Origin of the sequence: Blautia sp. NSJ-140 (genome assembly GCF_022868965.1) — a bacterium.
In the GTDB taxonomy this organism is placed as follows: Bacteria; Bacillota; Clostridia; order Lachnospirales; family Lachnospiraceae; genus Blautia_A.
The window spans coordinates 1-18,703 of sequence record NZ_JALIFS010000016.1 but is presented as its reverse complement, the minus strand read 5'-3'; the positions used below and the strand labels follow the sequence as shown (position 1 = coordinate 18,703).

At 45.9% G+C, this 18,703-nt stretch carries 13 protein-coding genes, 1 tRNA gene, 1 rRNA gene and 1 pseudogene; 4 read left to right on the top strand and 12 right to left on the bottom strand.

Annotation, left to right across the window (positions count from 1 at the left end; all coding sequences use genetic code 11):
- Positions 1-52 precede the first annotated feature (52 nt).
- Complete coding sequence (mnmA, locus tag MUB50_RS15390; RefSeq protein WP_118515922.1) at positions 53-1,141, bottom strand: tRNA 2-thiouridine(34) synthase MnmA; 1,089 nt, start codon at positions 1,139-1,141, stop codon at positions 53-55.
- Positions 1,142-1,346: 205 nt separating this feature from the next.
- Between mnmA and MUB50_RS15385 the strand changes: the two genes are divergently transcribed.
- The gene (locus MUB50_RS15385) at positions 1,347-3,506 is read left to right on the top strand and encodes a SulP family inorganic anion transporter (protein WP_244791583.1); all 2,160 of its coding nucleotides are present in this window, start codon (positions 1,347-1,349) and stop codon (positions 3,504-3,506) included.
- A gap of 32 nt (positions 3,507-3,538) precedes the next feature.
- On the opposite strand, the gene MUB50_RS15380 is transcribed toward MUB50_RS15385, so the two are convergent.
- Positions 3,539-4,414, bottom strand: coding sequence for a LysR family transcriptional regulator (locus MUB50_RS15380; RefSeq protein ID WP_118625635.1), 876 nt, complete (start codon positions 4,412-4,414; stop codon positions 3,539-3,541).
- A gap of 307 nt (positions 4,415-4,721) precedes the next feature.
- Here MUB50_RS15380 and MUB50_RS15375 point away from each other — a divergent pair, with 307 nt between their 5' ends.
- Together MUB50_RS15375 and MUB50_RS15370 are read left to right on the top strand one after the other, a co-directional pair.
- Entirely contained in the window at positions 4,722-6,488 is a 1,767-nt protein-coding gene (locus MUB50_RS15375) for an ABC transporter ATP-binding protein (RefSeq protein WP_244791581.1), read from the top strand.
- On the top strand, positions 6,485-8,248 hold the full coding sequence (locus MUB50_RS15370; RefSeq protein ID WP_244791579.1) for an ABC transporter ATP-binding protein: 1,764 nt from the start codon (positions 6,485-6,487) through the stop codon (positions 8,246-8,248). The genes MUB50_RS15375 and MUB50_RS15370 overlap by 4 nt, the downstream gene beginning before the upstream one ends.
- A gap of 77 nt (positions 8,249-8,325) precedes the next feature.
- Here the strand turns inward: MUB50_RS15370 and MUB50_RS15365 are convergent, their stop codons facing one another.
- The 8 genes and pseudogenes from MUB50_RS15365 to MUB50_RS15330 all read right to left on the bottom strand — a co-directional run bounded on the left by MUB50_RS15365 (position 8,326) and on the right by MUB50_RS15330 (position 17,531).
- Positions 8,326-9,012 carry a hypothetical protein gene (locus MUB50_RS15365; RefSeq protein WP_244791577.1) on the bottom strand — a complete coding sequence of 229 codons (687 nt, stop codon included), beginning with the start codon at positions 9,010-9,012 and terminating at the stop codon, positions 8,326-8,328.
- 236 nt (positions 9,013-9,248) lie between these two features.
- The gene (locus MUB50_RS15360; protein ID WP_244791575.1) at positions 9,249-10,976 is read right to left on the bottom strand and encodes an ABC transporter ATP-binding protein; all 1,728 of its coding nucleotides are present in this window, start codon (positions 10,974-10,976) and stop codon (positions 9,249-9,251) included.
- Between the two features lie 13 nt (positions 10,977-10,989).
- Positions 10,990-12,735 (bottom strand): ABC transporter ATP-binding protein, encoded by a 1,746-nt coding sequence (locus MUB50_RS15355; protein WP_244791573.1) that lies wholly within the window; start codon positions 12,733-12,735, stop codon positions 10,990-10,992.
- Positions 12,736-12,801: 66 nt separating this feature from the next.
- On the bottom strand, positions 12,802-13,428 hold the full coding sequence (locus tag MUB50_RS15350) for a TetR/AcrR family transcriptional regulator (RefSeq protein ID WP_021977956.1): 627 nt from the start codon (positions 13,426-13,428) through the stop codon (positions 12,802-12,804).
- Between the two features lie 461 nt (positions 13,429-13,889).
- A complete protein-coding gene (hydF, locus tag MUB50_RS15345; RefSeq protein ID WP_118625650.1) occupies positions 13,890-15,119 on the bottom strand; it encodes a [FeFe] hydrogenase H-cluster maturation GTPase HydF in 1,230 nt (409 codons plus the stop codon).
- A 193-nt stretch (positions 15,120-15,312) separates the two neighbouring features.
- A pseudogene (locus MUB50_RS17285) lies at positions 15,313-15,929 on the bottom strand (sugar O-acetyltransferase).
- 460 nt (positions 15,930-16,389) lie between these two features.
- Positions 16,390-16,950: a flavin reductase family protein gene (locus MUB50_RS15335; protein WP_021977953.1), complete on the bottom strand. Its 561-nt coding sequence runs from the start codon at positions 16,948-16,950 to the stop codon at positions 16,390-16,392.
- Complete coding sequence (locus MUB50_RS15330) at positions 16,947-17,531, bottom strand: NUDIX hydrolase (RefSeq protein ID WP_021977952.1); 585 nt, start codon at positions 17,529-17,531, stop codon at positions 16,947-16,949. The genes MUB50_RS15335 and MUB50_RS15330 overlap by 4 nt, the downstream gene beginning before the upstream one ends.
- Positions 17,532-17,764: 233 nt before the next feature.
- Between MUB50_RS15330 and MUB50_RS15325 the strand changes: the two genes are divergently transcribed.
- Positions 17,765-18,016 carry an RDAC family protein gene (locus MUB50_RS15325; protein ID WP_021977951.1) on the top strand — a complete coding sequence of 84 codons (252 nt, stop codon included), beginning with the start codon at positions 17,765-17,767 and terminating at the stop codon, positions 18,014-18,016.
- Positions 18,017-18,121: 105 nt separating this feature from the next.
- Here the strand turns inward: MUB50_RS15325 and MUB50_RS15320 are convergent.
- Positions 18,122-18,194, bottom strand: a tRNA-Asn gene (locus MUB50_RS15320).
- Between the two features lie 288 nt (positions 18,195-18,482).
- A 23S ribosomal RNA gene (locus tag MUB50_RS15315) occupies positions 18,483-18,703 on the bottom strand; the annotation flags it as partial.

The following is an 18,703-nucleotide window of genomic DNA, read 5'->3' as shown; positions in this document are numbered from 1 at the left end:
CCATTTTCCTAGTATGTCAATGGGATTTATCTGTTTAGGTTCTCACCTTTATTTATGACTGGCTATAGATTTTATTTATAACGCCACCACCTACAACCTCATCTCCGTCATACATCACCACAGCCTGACCTTTTGTGATGGCTCTCTGCGGTTCATCAAATTTCACATGAAGGATACCATCCGGTGTCTGCCATGCAGTGGCAGGCTGCTCTTTGTGACGGTAACGGATCTTGGCAGTCACTCTTTTCGGCTCAGTTAAACTGTCCACAGAAATCAGATTTACACTGTCTGCCTCAAGTTCACTGCTGAAAAGATCTGCGTTGTCCCCGAGAACTACCGTATTGGTCTTCGGAGAGATTTCACAGACATAAAGACGACTGGCTGCCGGAATGCCAAGACCGCGACGCTGGCCGATCGTGTAATGGATGATTCCCTTATGGCGTCCGATATAGTTTCCCTCTTTATCTACAAAATCACCCTCAGGTGTTTTTTTACCTGTATACTTTTCAATAAATTTCGCATAGTCGCCGTCCGGGACAAAACAGATATCCTGACTGTCATGCTTTCTGGCATTGATAAAGCCATGTTTTTCGGCAATGACACGGACCTGGTCCTTCCGGAGACCTCCAAGCGGAAGCTTTACATGTGCCAGCTGTTCCTGGGTCAACATATAGAGAACGTATGACTGATCCTTTGTATCGTCCACTGCTTTTTTCAGAAGGTAGCGGCCTCGTTTCTCATCGTACTCCACTCTTGCATAATGTCCGGTTACAATATAATCGTAGCCGATCTCCTGCATACGGTGGAACATTTTATCAAATTTCAAATATCGGTTACAATCGATACATGGATTGGGTGTGCAGCCGTTTTCGTAGGCCTCCACAAACCTGTCCATAACCTCAGTATGGAAATCTGCGGTAAAATTGAACACGTAGTAAGGTATATCCATCTGATAGGCTACGCTTCTGGCATCCTCAACATCGTCCAGGGAACAGCAGGTCTTTTCCCTGCGGACACCGATATCTTCGTTGTTGTAAAGTTTCATGGTAGCGCCGATGCACTCGTCACCGGATTCCTTTGTCAAAAGAGCTGCCACGGAGCTGTCTACACCGCCGCTCATTGCTATGATCGCTTTTTTCATTTATATCTTAACCTTTCCTGATGATTGATGATTTCTCAGTTTTGCAGCCTGTATTCTCTTACGGTTACTGCAATTTCGCATTTATTATAATATGGCAGTTATTCTTTGTCCACGATTTTTCACCCGGAACCTTTGCTTTGCTTCTTTCCTGCAGACTCTCTTTGGTATATAATAGAAAATATTTTTCAGAAAAGGATGTGACTATATGAAACTTTCCCTGTTTTCCACGCTGCGGGGATATCGGAAGGAATACCTTCCCAAAGATATTTTCTCCGGCATCATCATAGCAGCTGTTTCCATCCCTATTTCTATGGGATATGCCCAGATTTCCGGGATCCCGGCGGTATATGGACTGTACGGTTCTGTTCTGCCGATCCTTTTGTTTGCTCTATTTTCCACTTCAAGACAGTTTATATTCGGAGTTGATGCTGCCCCCGCTGCTATTGTAGGCGGTGCACTGTCTACTCTGAGTATTGCTGCTGAATCGGAAGCTGCCATGGATTATGTTCCTGCCATCGCACTTTTTGCAGGTCTGTGGCTGTTTATCTTCTTTCTGCTCCACGCAGATAAGATCGTGGACTTTATCTCCACACCTGTTATGGGCGGTTTTATCAGCGGTATCGCAGTTACCATCATCCTGATGCAGATCCCGAAACTTATGGGAAGTCCTGCAGGATCCGGAGAACTCCTGGAACTGGCAGAGCATATTTTTGCTGCCGCCAAAAATATCAGCTGGCTTTCCCTCTTCATGGGACTTGGTACTCTGGTGCTGATCCGCACATCTAAAAAGCTGGCACCGAAATTCCCCATGGCTATCGTTATTATGGCTCTGGGTGTTCTTTCCACTATTATTTTTCATGTAGACGAAAAAGGCGTAGTCCTCCTGCAGTCTGTAGAACGTGGGCTTCCCTCCCTGATGATCCCGGATTTCGGAAATATTGATCTGACCCAGGCGGCAGGCCGCGGTCTTATGGTTGCCGTTGTCATTATGGCAGAAACTCTTCTTGCAGAAAATACTTTTGCGTTCCGCAATGATTATAAGCTGAACGACCGTCAGGAAATCCTGGCCTGTGCCGCCGGAAATATTGCTGCCGCCGCAGTAGGCTGCTGCCCGGTAAACGGCAGTATCTCCCGCACCTCCCTCAATGAACAGTACGGTGGAAAATCTCAGGCGGTTTCCATCACTGCCGGGATCACCATGGCTCTGATCCTTCTTTTCGGCACCGGTTTTATCGGATATCTTCCGGTTCCTGTACTGACAGCCATAGTGATCTCTGCTTTGATGGATGTAGTAGAAACCCATCTGGCTGTACGTCTTTTCAACGTAAGCCGTACAGAATTCTACATCTTCATGGCTGCCGGTTTCAGTGTACTCTGTCTCGGAACCATTTATGGGGTTATCATTGGTATCCTGCTCTCTTTCGTAGCTGTGATTCTGAAGGCCACCAACCCGCCGCGCTCCTTCCGTGGTATGATCCCTGGAAGAGATGCTTATTTTGATCTGTCCAGAAACCGTTTCGCCTACCCTATTAAGGGCGTTGTGATCTACCGTTTCAGTGAAAACCTTTTTTTTGCAAATATAAAGATTTTTCAGGAAGATATTGAGAACAGCATCCGAAAAGACACCAGGGTGGTGATCGTAGATGCCAGTGCTATCAACAGCATTGATGTCACAGCAGCAGACCGTCTGGATGCCATCTCCGCAAGCTTGAAAAAACGTGGGATCCGTTTTTACCTCACAGAGCATTCTACCCAGATCAATGACCAGCTGCGTCAGTTCGGCATCGGTCATATGATCAAAGATGGTATGGTCCGCCGTACCATTCTTGCTGCTCTGCATGACGCAGGGATCGAAGCTCCTTATGAGCTGGATGTTCCAAAGGAAGACGAGACAAAACTTCTGCGCCGCAGTATCGCTTTTCTTCCGGCAGAGGAAGAAAATACCCTGGAAGAGTTCGCCTGGGCTTTTGGTGACGATGCAGTAAAAGAGATTGAAGAATCTGTCCATCACATTATCGAACAGCTACACCAGATCCCGGATATCCAACGTCTCTCCGAAGAAGGTCTGGAAGAGCTTCTGGATAACTGGCATGGGCTGGGTGTTCTGGATGAGGATGAACTGCTTCGAAGAATTGAATTACATATGGATGAACTGCCTGAAGAATTAACTTCCGACCGGAAACTGATCCTTCAGCTTCTGGAAAAGCGCCGTGGCAAGCTGAAAGAAAAAATCCTTGCCGAGCATCCGGAAGTCCTGGAACGACTGGAACAGCGCCGGAAAAAGCTGGAAGAACGGCTGGAAAAGCAGAATCCAGAAGCTGTTCAGAAATGGAAGCACTGGAAGGAAGAGCATCTCAAAGACTGATTTCTGCATACATCCCCTTTCCAGGTCCATGATCAGATTGCAGGGTTTCCTGCATATTTCTCACAGATATTGATAAAATCCTGCATCACGGCAGAAGGCCTGCGATCCTTTTTCCAGGCAAGAAGGATCCTGGTCTTCAGCTTCTCTTCTTCAATGATGCGGATCGGAAGATCTGTACAGAGATCTTCCATGGATCTTGGAAAAACGGCGGTTGCAAGACCTTCCTGCACCCAGAGCATGGCGTCTCTGGGATCATCGCAGACACAGAAAATATCCGGCTGAAGATTTTTTTCTCCAAAAGCTTTCATCAGAAATTCTTCGTACCGCCGGTAAATAATGAGAGGGCATCCGGTCAGCTCTTTAAGGCTGATGCCCTCTTTTTTTGTCTCATTTTCCGGGATCTCCGGAGGAAGGACCGCGATCATGGGTTCCTCATCCAGTTCCAGATAATTTAAACCTTCCAGCTTGATAGGTGTACGCACTACCGAAACATCAATGATCCCATCCATCAGATAATTCAGAAGTGTAAAGGTGATCGCATCCCTTACCTCAAAATTTACATCACAATTTTCCCTGGAAAATCTGGAAATATAAGGCATAATGGTGGTCACTGTGGTTGGCGTGATCCCGATACGTAAAACCTGTTTTTTCCCTGCTTTGGATACTTCCAGTTCTGTGGAACGAACGTAGCTCAAAATATTCTCTGTCCTGTCATAAAGAAGCTTTCCCGCTTCTGTCAGTGTCACCCCTGCCCTGGTCCGCTCAAAAAGCTTCACATTCAGCTCTGCTTCCAGCTGTTTGATCTGGTAGCTTAAGGGCGGCTGGGACATGTTCAGCCTCCTTGCGGCCTCATGGATGCTTCCTGTTGCCGCGATCTCATGAAAATATTCCAACTGTCTGATCTCCATATCCTTCTCCTTTTAATTGCATATAATAATTTCTGTAATTTCCGCATTCCGTTCCCGGATGATCCGCATCAAACACTCTCTGTCTTTGTGTCAAGCGGATATTCGCAATCTATATTCTTCTGTACTGCATACTAATGATTTTTTCATTTTTGTAGATACTATGATCATCTTCCCATAAACTCACGTTTTCTTCAATATAATTTTTATATTATAATACATTAAAAACAATATTATACGTATCATCCCGGAGGGAGTATAATAACAGAGGTTTATTGTAATAAAAAGGAAATGGAGGAAAGAAAAAGAAATGCGAACACTCGCAAAATATCTTCGAAACTACAAAAAAGAAAGCATTCTGGCTCCTTTTTTCAAGTTTCTGGAAGTTGTGTTTGACCTGCTGGTGCCTATCGTCATCGCCCAGATCATTGATGTGGGTATTGCTCACAATGACCACGGCTACATCGTACAGAAATTCTTTATCCTGATACTGATGGCAGCCGCAGGACTGGCAGTCAGCATCACGGCCCAGTTTTTTGCGGCAAAAGCCAGCGTAGGTTTTGCCACAGAAGTACGCCAGGCAGTCTTTGACCACATCCAGAAGCTTTCCTATACGGAGCTGGATACCCTTGGAACCGATACCCTGATCACCCGTCTGACTGACGATGTAAACCAGGTACAGAACGGTGTAAACATGGGCCTTCGTCTTCTTCTTCGAAGCCCGTTCATTGTTTTCGGTGCCATGATGATGGCCTTTACCATCAACGTGCGCTGTGCGCTGATCTTCGTAGTTGCCATCCCGGTACTGTTCCTGGTTGTCTTTGTGATCATGTTCTTAAGTATCCCTCTTTTCAAAAAAGTACAGGGACGCCTGGATACTGTCACACGCCTTACCAGAGAAAACCTGACCGGTGTCCGTGTGATCCGTGCATTCTGCCGGGAAGATCACGCAGTTGCGGAGTTTGACGAAAGTAACCTTGCTCTCACAAAGCTGAATGAGTTTGTGGGAAAAATCTCCGCACTTTTAAATCCGGCCACCTATGTACTGATCAATATCGCAACCGTGATCCTGATCCAGACTGCAGGCGTACAGGTCAATCTTGGAAACATGCAACAGGGTGAAGTCGTTGCCCTTTACAACTACATGGCACAGATGATCGTGGAGCTGATCAAACTTGCTTCCCTGATCATCACCCTGAACAAATCCATGGCCTGTGCAGACCGTGTTGCCGGAATCCTGAAAGTAGATTCCACCATGACTTACCCGGAGAAAACTTCCGCACCGGCAGCTGCAAAGAACGACTGTGCCGTTGCTTTTGACCATGTGACCTTCTCCTATGCAGGAACCGGCGCACCCAGCCTTTCGGACATCACTTTTTCCGCAAAAAAAGGCTCTACCATTGGAATCATCGGCGGTACCGGAAGCGGTAAGTCCACTCTTGTGGATCTCATCGCCCGTTTCTATGACGCAAGTTCCGGAACTGTTATCCTGGATGGTCAGAATGTACAGACCTATTCACAGAATGAGCTCCGGAAAAAAATCGGCGTGGTTCCTCAGAAGGCTGCGCTTTTCCAGGGAACCATCCGTGAAAACTTAAGCTGGGGACGGGAAGATGCCACAGATGAGGAAATGTGGGAGGCTCTTACTACTGCCCAGGCCAGTGAGATCGTGGAAAAGAAACAGGGACAGCTGGATTTCCGCCTGGAGCAGAACGGCCGGAACCTTTCCGGAGGACAGCGCCAGCGTCTTACCATCGCCCGTGCTCTTGTGAAAAAACCTGAGATCCTAATCCTGGATGACAGTGCCAGTGCTCTTGACTTTGCCACAGATGCGGCACTTCGGAAATCCCTCCACCAGCTTGGCGGAAACACCACCACCTTCCTGGTATCCCAGAGAGCAGCCAGCATCCGTCAGGCCGATCTGATCCTGGTACTGGACGATGGCCAGCTCGCCGGAAAAGGGACCCACCAGGAGCTGGTTTCCACCTGTGAAACTTACCGTGAGATCTTTTTCTCACAGTTCCCGGAAGAACGGATCAAATATGAAAAAGCAACGGGAAAGGAGGTCCTGGCATGAGTAAAACAGGCAAAAAATCCCAGAACAAAAACAGCATGGCAACCTTCTTCAAGGTGCTCCGTTTTATCGGAAAATACCGTTTTCTTCTTGTATTAAGTGTGATCCTTGCCGCAGTTACCGTAATTTTACAGCTGTATGTTCCCGTACTTTTCGGCTATGCCATTGATGAAGTGGTTGCTGCCCATGAGGTTGATTTTTCCAGAATGGGATTCTATCTTTTCCGTATTCTTGTCATGATCGTGCTTTCCGGTATTGCCACCTGGGTCATGAGCATCATCAACAACCGTATGACCTACCGCACAGTACAGGATATCCGTGCGAAATCCATCCGCCATATCCAGAAACTTCCGCTGTCCTACCTGGACGGACACAGCACCGGTGATATCATCAGCCGTGTCATTGCGGATACGGATATTCTTTCTGATGGTATGCTCCTTGGATTTACACAGCTGTTTTCCGGTATCATCACCATCATCGGAACTCTGATCTTCATGTTTTCCAAAAACGTGTGGATCACACTGATGGTCATTGTCCTGACACCGGTGAGCTTTTTTGTGGCAAAATTCATCTCCTCCCATTCCTTCCAGATGTTCCGTGCACAGAGTGATGCCCGTGGACGTCAGACTGCACTGATCGAGGAAATGATCGGAAATCAGAAAGTGGTTCAGGCATTTGGCTATGAGAACCGTTCTTCGGAGCGTTTCGCTTCGATCAACGAGGAGCTTCGAAATGCCAGCCAGAAGGCTGTTTTTTACAGCAGTCTCACCAACCCGTCCACACGATGTGTCAACAACATCATCTATGCAGGTGTAGCTCTTGTAGGTGCATTCCTGATCCCGGGCGGTCATCTGACGGTAGGTGGGCTTTCCGTCCTGTTGGCCTATGCTAACCAGTACATGAAACCATTTAATGATATCAGCTCCGTGATTACAGAGCTTCAGAACGCTCTGGCCTGCGCTACCAGGATCTTTGACCTTCTGGAAGAAAAACCGGAAAGCCCGGACCTGTCCGGAACTCTTGATGATGTAAAAGGTGCCGTAGATATCCAGAATGTTTCTTTCCGCTACGAAGAGGACAAACCTCTCATTGAAGGATTTAACCTTCACACAGAGCCTGGCCGACGAATCGCCATCGTAGGTCCTACCGGCTGTGGTAAGACAACTTTTATCAACCTGCTAATGCGTTTCTACGACGTCACCGGCGGAAGTATCTCCGTAGACGGAAAACCGATCACCGAAGTTTCCAGACATGCCCTCCGCGGAAGCTATGGCATGGTTCTCCAGGATACCTGGATCAAACATGGAACTGTCCGCGACAACATCTGTATCGGAAAACCGGATGCTTCTGATGAGGAAGTGATCCAGGCAGCAAAAATGTCCCACAGCTGGGAATTTATCCGCCGTCTTCCAAATGGCCTGGATACCCTTCTCTATGAAGACAGCTTAAGCCAGGGACAGAAACAGCTTCTCTGTATCACCCGTGTCATGCTGTGCCTGCCACCAATGCTGATCCTTGACGAGGCAACCTCCAGCATTGATACACGAACCGAAATGCTGATCCAGGAAGCTTTCGACCGGATGATGCAGGGCAGAACAAGCTTCATCGTTGCCCACCGTCTCTCTACCATCCGTAATGCGGATGAGATCCTTGTCATGAAAGACGGAAGCATCATTGAGCAGGGAAATCATGAGGAACTTATGGCAAAAGGCGGATTCTATCAGAATCTTTATAACAGCCAGTTTGTGAAAGTTTCTGAATAAAATATCAAATTTATAAAATTCAAAAATCTCCGGATCACAGTTTTTCTGTGCCGGAGATTTTTTTATACCATTTTGTTCTATTTATATTTTGACCGGAGAAGCCACTTCTGATCGATCACTTTCAATTCTTCTCCAAACCGGATATGAAGCCTTACTGAGCCTGGAAGCTGCTCCACATGTTCAATGTTTCCGGTTCCGAATTTCGGATGGCTCACATCTTCTCCGATCTCGTAGCGCACAATGCTGTTCCGGGTATTTTCATGCTGCTGCTTTCTCCGGTAAGTATCCCGTACTGTTACTGTCCGGTCATGGATTGGGCTTCGGAGCTTTTTCTCGTAGTCGTGTTTCATCAGGGCTTCCCCTGCCTTATAATATGGCGTTGGCGCCGCGCCGGTCAGGGAGCAGCAGTATTTCCAGGCACTTCCGTGGGTTCCGTGCTGCCACTGATACTCTTGGGGAATGTGAAAATTATGCTGCATATAATGGGCATATTCATGTTTGTAAAGGTCCAGCCTGTCCTCTTTTTTCAGAGGATTTTTTACCGCGTAGCCGATAAACAGCAGGGAAAAATGAAAATGCTCTTTTTCGTGGTAACTGCCTCTTGTATAGGATCCCAGAAGATCTGTCTCCATACCAAAGGTAATGGGAATCTTCGCTCCATTGAGATGAAATTTTTTATCAAATTCCGCATAAAGGCTGCGGATCTGGGCTGTAAGTATGGGAATTTCTTTTTGCAGAGCCTGTGCAAGTGTCTGGCCGATCATTATTTACAACTCCTAATTTCCATATTTATACAATATTACTACAGAATAACAGACATTCTCTGGATTATCTGTTGTAGATAAATGAACGCCTGCCTATGTTTAAAAATACAAACTCTAGTAATATAGCACTTTCTCCCGGAATTGTAAACATCTCCTGAACACCATTTTGCCGGCAGTCGTTAAGAACTGCCGGCAATACCCCTTATTTTATATTTTATCTCAGGCATAAATCTGCCTTACGCCAGTTTCCAGCTGGCTGCCTCTTCTCTTGCATGAATAAAATCTGCATAAAGGCCGCTCTGGGCGGAAAGTTCCTCGTGGGTTCCTCTCTGGGTGATCTTTCCTCCGTTTAATACCAGGATCTGGTCCGCATTTCGGACTGTTTTCAGTCTGTGGGCGATCATGATAATGGTCTTGTTATGAATCAGCACATCGATTGCCTTCTGCAGCTCCGCCTCATTTTCCGGGTCCACACTTGCAGTTGCCTCATCCAGGATAATGATCGGCGCATCTTTCAGCATGGCTCTTGCAATGGAAATCCGCTGTTTTTCGCCACCGGAAAGAGTTCCACCACCTTCTCCGAGAACCGTATCGTAACCCTCCGGAAGGGACATGATAAAATCGTGGCAGCAGGCAGCTTTTGCAGCTTCTACCACTTCCTCATGGGTGGCATCCTGTTTTCCGAAGCGGATGTTATTTTCGATGGTGTCATTAAAAAGATATACATCCTGGAATACCATGGAAATATTTTTCATCAGGCTGTCCAGCTTGTATTCCTTTACATTGTGGCAGCCTACCAGAATCTCTCCGCCCTGTACATCCCAGAATCTGGCGATCAGATTGCAGAGCGTAGTTTTTCCGCCGCCGGAAGGTCCTACTACCGCAGTGGTGCTTCCTGCCGGGATCTGGATGGAAACGCCATCCAGGATCTTACGGTCACCATAAGAGAAACTTACGTTTTTAAATTCCACAGATGCATCTTCCGGACGGATTTCACTGCCGTCGGTATCCATCGTCGGTGTGTCATCAATAGAATTTGCTTTCCGCATGGATTCCCCAAGCATCTGCAGATTGTCGGACATATTTCCTGCATTTTCCAGCTCCTGATATACCATAAAGGAAGCGATCAGCATCAGGATACATCTGGAAAGATCCAGGCTTCCACTGTAATAAAATACAAGACTTGCCACTGCCAGCGCCGCGCCAAATACCTTTGCAGTTACCTGTCGGATACCGATCCACGGTGTCACAGATCTTGTCAGAGCCAGCGCTTTTTTGCAGCTGTCATCCACTGCCCTAGCTGCTGCCTGATCGTTATCTTTTTCCAGACCATAGGATTTTACCACGCTCATGCCCTGCACATATTCCAGAACAGATTTTACCAGTCCTTCCTGCGCCTGCTGTCTTCCAGGGCCTGTTTTTGCGGTTGCTGCCGTGGAGCATTCTGTTACTGCAAGGTAAACCAGAATACCAATAATAGCGATCACTCCAAGACGCACATCGATCACAAACAGCGCCAGACAGAAAGCCAGAGTATTTAAAAATCCTCCGATCACAATGACCAGACATCTGGACGCATTGTTTTCCACATCCGAAAGTGTAGTAGTAACAACTGCTGTGATATTTCCGAGGCTGTTGTCATTAAAAAATCCCATTGGGATATAGCGCAGACGGTCTCCGATATGGACTCTTTTCTCTGCTGCCATAAAATATCCGGTTTCTGTCTCCGCATTGGTCGCATAGTAAAAGCAGGCCTGCCTTCCCAGCATGGAGATCAGCATTACTGCAAATACCGGAAGAATATGTGCTTCTTTCCCACCTACGATGATATCCAGCGTCATCATCAGCGCCAGAAACTGCAGTGCTCCAAAGACCGCTCCGATAAAGGAAACGATCATGGCTTTTGTAAAAAGTTTTTTCTTTTTGCCTGAAAAGGTGATGATTTCTTTTAATATCCGGATCATTTCTCTTTCCCCCTTATGCCACGTCGCGGACACCCAGATAGGAATTCCACATCTTGCTGTACAGCGGGCAGTTTTCTTTCAACTGCTCATGGGTTCCCTGTGCCTCAATATGACCATCCTGAACCACTACAATGTTGTCCGCATCGATGATGGTTCCCAGACGGTGTGCGATCACGATCAGTGTCTTCCCTTTTGTCAGTGCGGAGATGGCCTTCTGGATCATGGCCTCATTTTCCGGGTCAATGCTTGCGGTGGCCTCATCCAGGATCACTATCTTCGCGTTTTTCAGCATGGCTCTTGCAATGGAGATCCGCTGCTTCTCTCCTCCGGAAAGATGTCCGCCGCCTTCGCCGCAGATGGTATCATATCCTTTATCCAGCTTCCGGATAAAACCGGCACATCCGGCAGCTTTTGCCACTGCCTCCACTTCCGCATCTGTGGCATTTAATTTTCCCATACGGATATTGTCACGGATGGTACGGTCAAACAGGTAATTATCCTGGGAAACATAGGCGATCTCCTGATTCAGCTGATCCAGAGGGATCTCTTTGATATCTTTTCCCCCAAGGGTAATGTTTCCTTCGGTTACATCCCAGAAACCTGCGATCAGTTTTGCAATGGTGGATTTTCCGGAACCGGATGGTCCGACCAGTGCGGTAACTGTTCCCGGGTTGATGGTAAGGTTTACGCCTTTCAGCACTTTTTCATCCTGGTTACCATAGCTGAAGGATACCTGTTTCAGACAGATCTTCTCATCAGAAAGAGAAGTTTTTCCCTCCGGACGGTTCAGTTCCGGGCTGTCCAGGATACCGTTGATTTCTTTTACGTTGGCACCCACAATGGCAAGCTCATCCACAAAGGACAAAGCCGCCAGAAACGGGCCCGCAAATCCCATGGAAAGGACAATAATGGTGAAAAAATCCGAAGCGGAAAGGCTGCCGTGAGACCACAGAAGAAGTCCTACAGGCAACACGGTGATCAGGACGGACGGCGTCCAGGTCTGCATGGTGGACATATATTTCTGGTTGTCATGCATCCAGTCCACATAGTACTGTGCGTTCTCTTCCACTGCTCCGGAATATTTTTTATAAGATCCGGCGGACTGGCTGAAAGCCTTTACTACCTGGATCCCGCCTACATACTCGATGATGGCATTTGCCATACGTTTTCCTACTGCAACTGCGCCTTCCCAGCGGACTGCATAGGTTTTTCCGCTCTGGCTCATGATGGCCATACCGATCACAGTTGTGACAAGGGAAGCAAATCCCATTCTCCAGTCCAGTGCAAAAATATATACTGCAATGGCAACCGGTACCAGAAGGTTGGCTGTCATCTCCGGGATCAGATGGGCCAGCGTGGGCTCCATCCCTTCCACACGGTCTACGATGGTTGTTTTATACTGTCCGGATGGAGTATCCAGAATGGTTCCCATTGGCACTCTGGAAAGCTTGGCCAGCATTTTTTTACGGATATCCCGCAGAGTATAGTAGGTTGCTGTATGGGACATGGACGTGGACCATGCAGAACCCACAGACTTCACCAGATAACCGATCAGAAGAAGACCGCACCATGGCAGGCACTGGCTGAAATCTCCATTTTCCAGAAGAATGCGTATCATCGCCGCAATACTGAAATACGCAGCCATGGTTCCTGCCACACCAAGTACAGCCAGAACTACTGAACCATAAAATTTACTGTGATATTTTTCTGCCCATCCCCATACGACGGATATTGGAGATGGTTCTTTCTTTTTTTCCATATGTATCAACTCCTTTTTGCAGATATCAGATAATTAAACTGACTTCCACTACACTCTTCTGCTTTGTCACGATCCGCTGATTCCCAGTAACCGGAACCATCCGGCAGAATAAAATTCCCGCAGGCTGTTCATATAGGAAATGGCTTTTTCCCTGGGCATATCGTGACGTACCGTTTCAAACATGCCGTTAAACATGCTGCTCGCCACCATATGGATCAGATTCTCATCCAGTTCTTCCGGCTGATAACCCGCCTCTTTCATTTTTTCCATAAGGACAATGCTGGAATTAACCTCGATCTCTGTGAGTACGTCCAGATAATGTTCATAACGGGTTCCTGCAGAACAGCATACGATCAGTTTAAATGCATCAAAATGATCATAAATATATTCCACCATCCAGGAATGGCCTTCATCAGACACCTCCGGAAGTGTCTGCACCTGGTCCTTCACCGGCTGATCTGCAAAGTTTCTCTGGATCGCCCGGTATCTCTCTTCCAGCACTCTGGCCGGTTCTTCCACCAGTACATCAAACAGAGATTCCTTGTCTGTATAATAGCGGTACAGTGCTCCTGTGGTCACAGACAGTCTGGATGCGATCCCACGCATGGAAGCTCCCTGAAATCCTTTTTCCAGAAATTCCTGCTTTCCTGCTTCCAGAAGATCTGCTGCCAGTTTCTCATTTACAGGTCTCATATGATTGTCTCCTTTATTCAATAACGCCGTTATTTAATAACAATGTTATTTTAAGATAACTTTCTTTGTTTGTCAATTGGTTAAGTTAAATAAAACTATCTTTTTTCAAAAATTTCCAGATTTACGAATGGCATGCAAAAAGCAGCTGCTCTCTGCACAGAAATCAATTCTGTACAAAAAACAACTGCTTCATAAATTTACTATATCTTTCTGTTCCATCATTAGCGTAGCATAATTCTCTACGCATCCGAAACCTAATGTCACTGTTGTATTTAACATCTGGCTTTTTTTACAGACTTTTCGTCAAGCGGATATTCGCAATCCGCTTCGCTACGTAGCTCTACACCAAATAACTGCTCCGCAGTTTATCAGGAGGAGCTTGCACTCCTCCTGATACAAGCAAGTCCCCACCCACTGCTTATTGCTTTTCGCAATTGAAGCAGGGGACTTACTTGATTTGGTTAAACATCCAGCTCTTTTCTTACATCCGGGAACATTTCCACACATCGTTTCAGGATTCCCTGCATGTAAGCAATGGCAATTCCATAATTGGTAATGGGGATTTCCTGGTCCAGCGCACATTTCTGACGGTAGCGCATTTCCCGCTCATTGAGCATACATCCACCACAGTGCACGATCAAGTTGTACTTCGTCACATCTTCCGGGAAATCTCTTCCTGAAGAATACTCAAATTCCAGATCTTTCCCCGTATAATTTCGGATCCAGCGTGGAAGCTTGACTGTTCCGATATCATCACACTGTCTATGATGGGTGCATCCCTCAGAGATCAGGATCTTATCTCCGTCTTTCAGTCGGTCAATGGCTGCTGCACCGGCTGCCGCTGTTTTCAGATTTCCTTTAAATCTGGCAAACAGAATTGAAAATGAAGTGAGCCAGATATCCTTCGGTGTTTCTTTGCTGACCTTTGCAAAAACCTGGCTGTCTGTGATCACAAGCTTTGGCTTCTTACCCAGAGTTTCCAGAGTATTGGAAAGCTCATTCTCTTTGATCACAATGGCTGCTGCTCCAGCCTCCAGCACATCCCGGATTGTCTGCTGCTGTGGAAGGATCAGGCGGCCTTTTGGTGCGGCTTTATCGATCGGTACTACAAGAACCGCAAAGTCTGACGGCTCCAGGAGATCTCCTACCAGACGTAATTTCAGATCATCGGTTACTGCAAGAGATGCGATCTTTTCTTTCAGTTCATAGATGTTCTGACCTGTTGCCGCACTGGCGTAAATGAAGGGTTCCTGATTCCGATCCGGAGAATCCGCATTTATTTTCTGATTTTCCGAAAGAAGGTCGGATTTATTGTATACAACCAGGTACGGAATTTCCTTTTCTTTAAAAATGTGGATCAGCTCCTCATCCACATTGGTTTTTCCAAGGGTAGCATCCACAACAAGAACTGCCACATCCACACGGTTCAGTACCTGTTTTGCCTTTCGGACTCGAAGTTCTCCAAGATGTCCTTCATCATCAATACCCGGCGTATCAATAATTACAACCGGTCCCATTGGAAGCAGCTCCATGGCCTTGCTCACCGGATCCGTGGTAGTTCCTTTAACATCGGAAACCACAGCAAGTTCCTGACCTGTCACTTTATTTACAATACTGGATTTTCCTGCATTTCTTCTGCCAAAAAAACCGATATGTACACGGTCTGCTGACGGTGTTTCATTCATTCCCATAATTTTTCCTCTTTTCTTTCAGCATCAGACAGGTCCTCATCCATTCCTGTTCTCATCCACCTGTTTCATATTTCATAAGATCATTCGACCTTTGCTCCCGGCATTATCTGTTGATGTGCAAAAGCTTACGCCTCTGTTCCTGCCCTCTGCTTATTGCTTTTCGCAATTGAAGCAGGGGACTTACTTGATTTGGTTAAACGATCTCAGAATAATCAATTTTTCTGTCTTTAAAATAATATTCTTTATCCCGCTCATTCATTTCTCTCAGCACCCTGCATGGATTACCGACTGCAACCACATTGGAAGGCAGATCCTTCGTTACTATACTTCCGGCCCCAACTACAACATTATCACCAATAGTAACTCCCGGTAACACAACAACTCCAGATCCCAGCCAGCAGTTCTTACCGATATGAACTTCCATATTATACTGATATCCTTTTTCACGAAGCTCCGGTAAGATCGGGTGCCCCGCAGTTGCGATGGTCACATTTGGACCGATCATGGTATAATCGCCAACATAAATATGACCGTCATCTACCAGTGTCAGGTTAAAGTTGGCATAGACATTTTTCCAAAATGGACATATGCACCTGCCATATTGGCGTGAAGCGGTGGCTCGATATAACAATCTTCACCAATCTCCGCAAACATCTCTTTCAGCATTTCTTTTCTTTTATCCAGCTGTGTAGGGCGTGTCATATTGAAATCATAAAGCCTGTCCAGTTTCCTGATCTGATCCTGAAAGATTTCATCGTCATTAGGGAGATATAATTCTCCTGTATGCATTTTTTCTCTCATTGGGCGCATGGCAGCTCCTCCTTTTTGTATGTTTTTTACAAAAAATAATATATGGATTATGTTATCATATCGTATATTTACATACAAGCATGAAATTTCTGAATAATCCGAAGTTTTTTCGTGAATCTGTTATGTTCATATATGATCTGTAGCTTCATCTGCTGTTTCTTTTATAACAAAAAGTAATGATCAGGACGGGATTTTCCAGGCATGTCAAGCGGATATTCGCAATCCGCTTCGCTACGTGGCTCTACACCAAATAACTGCTCCGCAGTTTATCAGGAGGAGCTTGCACTCCTCCTGATACAAGCAAGTCCCCACCCACTGCTTATTGCTTTTCGCAATTGAAGCAGGGGACTTACTTGATTTGGTTAAAGAGTTTGGAATATTATAAAAAAAGTCTCTTCCAGAAGGCAGGTTTTTCAATCCTTTCTTCTTAAAGAGACTTTTTTGTTTCCATAAATATTATTTATTTCAATGCAGCTCCAGCTTTAAAAGCATCGCCCACCTTTTCGCCAAGACGGATATATGCGTTGTTAAACGGATCAAACGTGATCGGTGCAGCTTTTGCTACATCTACATTTCCGTTTTTGTCCAGAACACGTTCGTCCACGCTGACATTTACGATCTCACCAACCAGACGGCAGGTTTCTTTGTCGTAGCTTTTCAGTTTACATTCTACACAGATGGGAAGCTCTTTGATGATGGGGGCATCTACTTTTTCGGACTTTTCTGCTGTAAATCCGGCTTTTGCAAATTTATCCGGCTCTTTGTTTCCGGAAACAATTCCCACATAATCGCAGGCTGTCATATGATCCACATCCGCCATGCTTACTGTGAAAGCGCCTTTTTTCAGAATATTTTCGGTTGTTTTGTGACTCTCACTGACACAGATGGAAATTTCCTTATCATCACTGATTCCGCCCCAGGCAGCATTCATAACGTCCGGTTTGCCATCCTCGCCATATGTGGCGATCATTAATACTGGCTGTGGATAGGTATAAGGTTTTGCACCAAAATCTTTTCTCATGACTGTTTCTCTCCTTTATATTCGTTATTGTTGTTATTTTTTATGAATTCCCGCACAAGCTGCAGGCCTCCTAATGGAACACAGAATTTATCTCTGTGCTGTCTGCACTGCTGATACGTTTCTTCCAGATCAAACCACTGTACCTCTTCTACTTCTTCTTTCTGAAGTGTAAGACGATCGATCTCTACCGGATGATCGTAGATATAAACAAAGGCAATCTCTTCATCCCGGAACATTTTTCCATGAAATTCTTTGGCAAAAGATATCGGGAATTTTCCTGCAAACTGCAGATCTTCTGGCACTGCATGTATCCCCAGTTCTTCCTTTAGTTCCCGCAATGCTGATTCCAACGGTTCATCCCCTGCCTGTATGTGACCTGCAGATGAAGTATCAAATTTTCCTGGAAAAGAATCCTTGTTTCTGGATCTTTTTTGAAGAAGGATCTCTGTTCTTCCATTTTTCCGGCGGATGATCCAGATATGCGCAGTGCGATGGCGGATTCCCTCTGCATGGGCAATGCTCCGTTCTACGGTCTTTCCGGTGGGATTTCCGTTTTCATCTATGATATCAAATATTTCCATTCTTATCTGTCTGCTTCTTTCTCTTATAATTATTCTTAAGTGAATCAGATGATTTTTTATCTGATTACCAAAATGTCTGGGAACTGACAAAATTTACTATAGTATATATTTTAACATGATTTGAAAACAGTTTCCAGTCTGTTGTCGGAAAACCGGCATCTGTATTGCCTGTTTTTCTTTTCTTTGCTATGATATTTCTAACCACAATAATTATTTGACGGGAGGTTGATTTTATGTATTGTATTTCTTTTAATGATATCATTGAACTAAATGGACTACTTAAAGATCAGGGACTTCATTTTCGCATTCATCTTCGTGATGCTTGTGGAAAACAATCCTGTTGGATCGAACCGCTTGGGAATTGTGCATGTGAAGGACATTTTGATGAAATGTATCAGGTTCTGGAGAATTTTTTTGCAGGAAAAAGAGCCTCGATCGAGTATGATGAGAGTAAACTGAATTTCTGGATTTTGTCTGCAGATTGAGGATTCGCCATCCCGCAGGAGACTTGCCCGATTCAGTTAAAACAGATATTATGTGAAAATATAAATATGCCTGTAAACAGCACTCTGTTTACAGGCATAAAAAAACTCCCCCTGTTGGACTCGAACCAACGACACTGCGGTTAACAGCCGCATGCTCTACCGACTGAGCTAAGGAGGATTATTTATTAAGGTTTGTACCTTAAAAACTACATACATGTGTTTGTTGATGGTTAATCATTTTTGTTGAATCAATTTTTAACCTGCGTGCCGATTTGCCTTTTTTCACGGGCTCGCAGCTTGCGCTGCATCGCCTGTTCTTTTAGGCTACTCCAGCGGGGGTCATCTCACGACTCCATCGTTCGATGTCATTTGCTTCGCAAATGTTCAAGTCAGCTAATGCTCATACGTCCACAAGCAAGCTTGCTCCCGTATGACCCTTACCTGCCTTGCCCGCTTCCTCGGCTGGTTGGTCAAGCCCTCACCCGATTAGTAACAGTCAGCTCCATGTGTTACCACACTTCCACCTCTGCCCTATCTACCTCGTCGTCTTCAAGGGGGTTTACTTCACTAAGAATGGGATATCTCATCTTGAGGGGGGCTTCACGCTTAGATGCCTTCAGCGTTTATCCCTTCCGGACTTGGCTACCCGGCCATGGCTTTGGCAAGCCAACCGGTCCACCAGCGGTC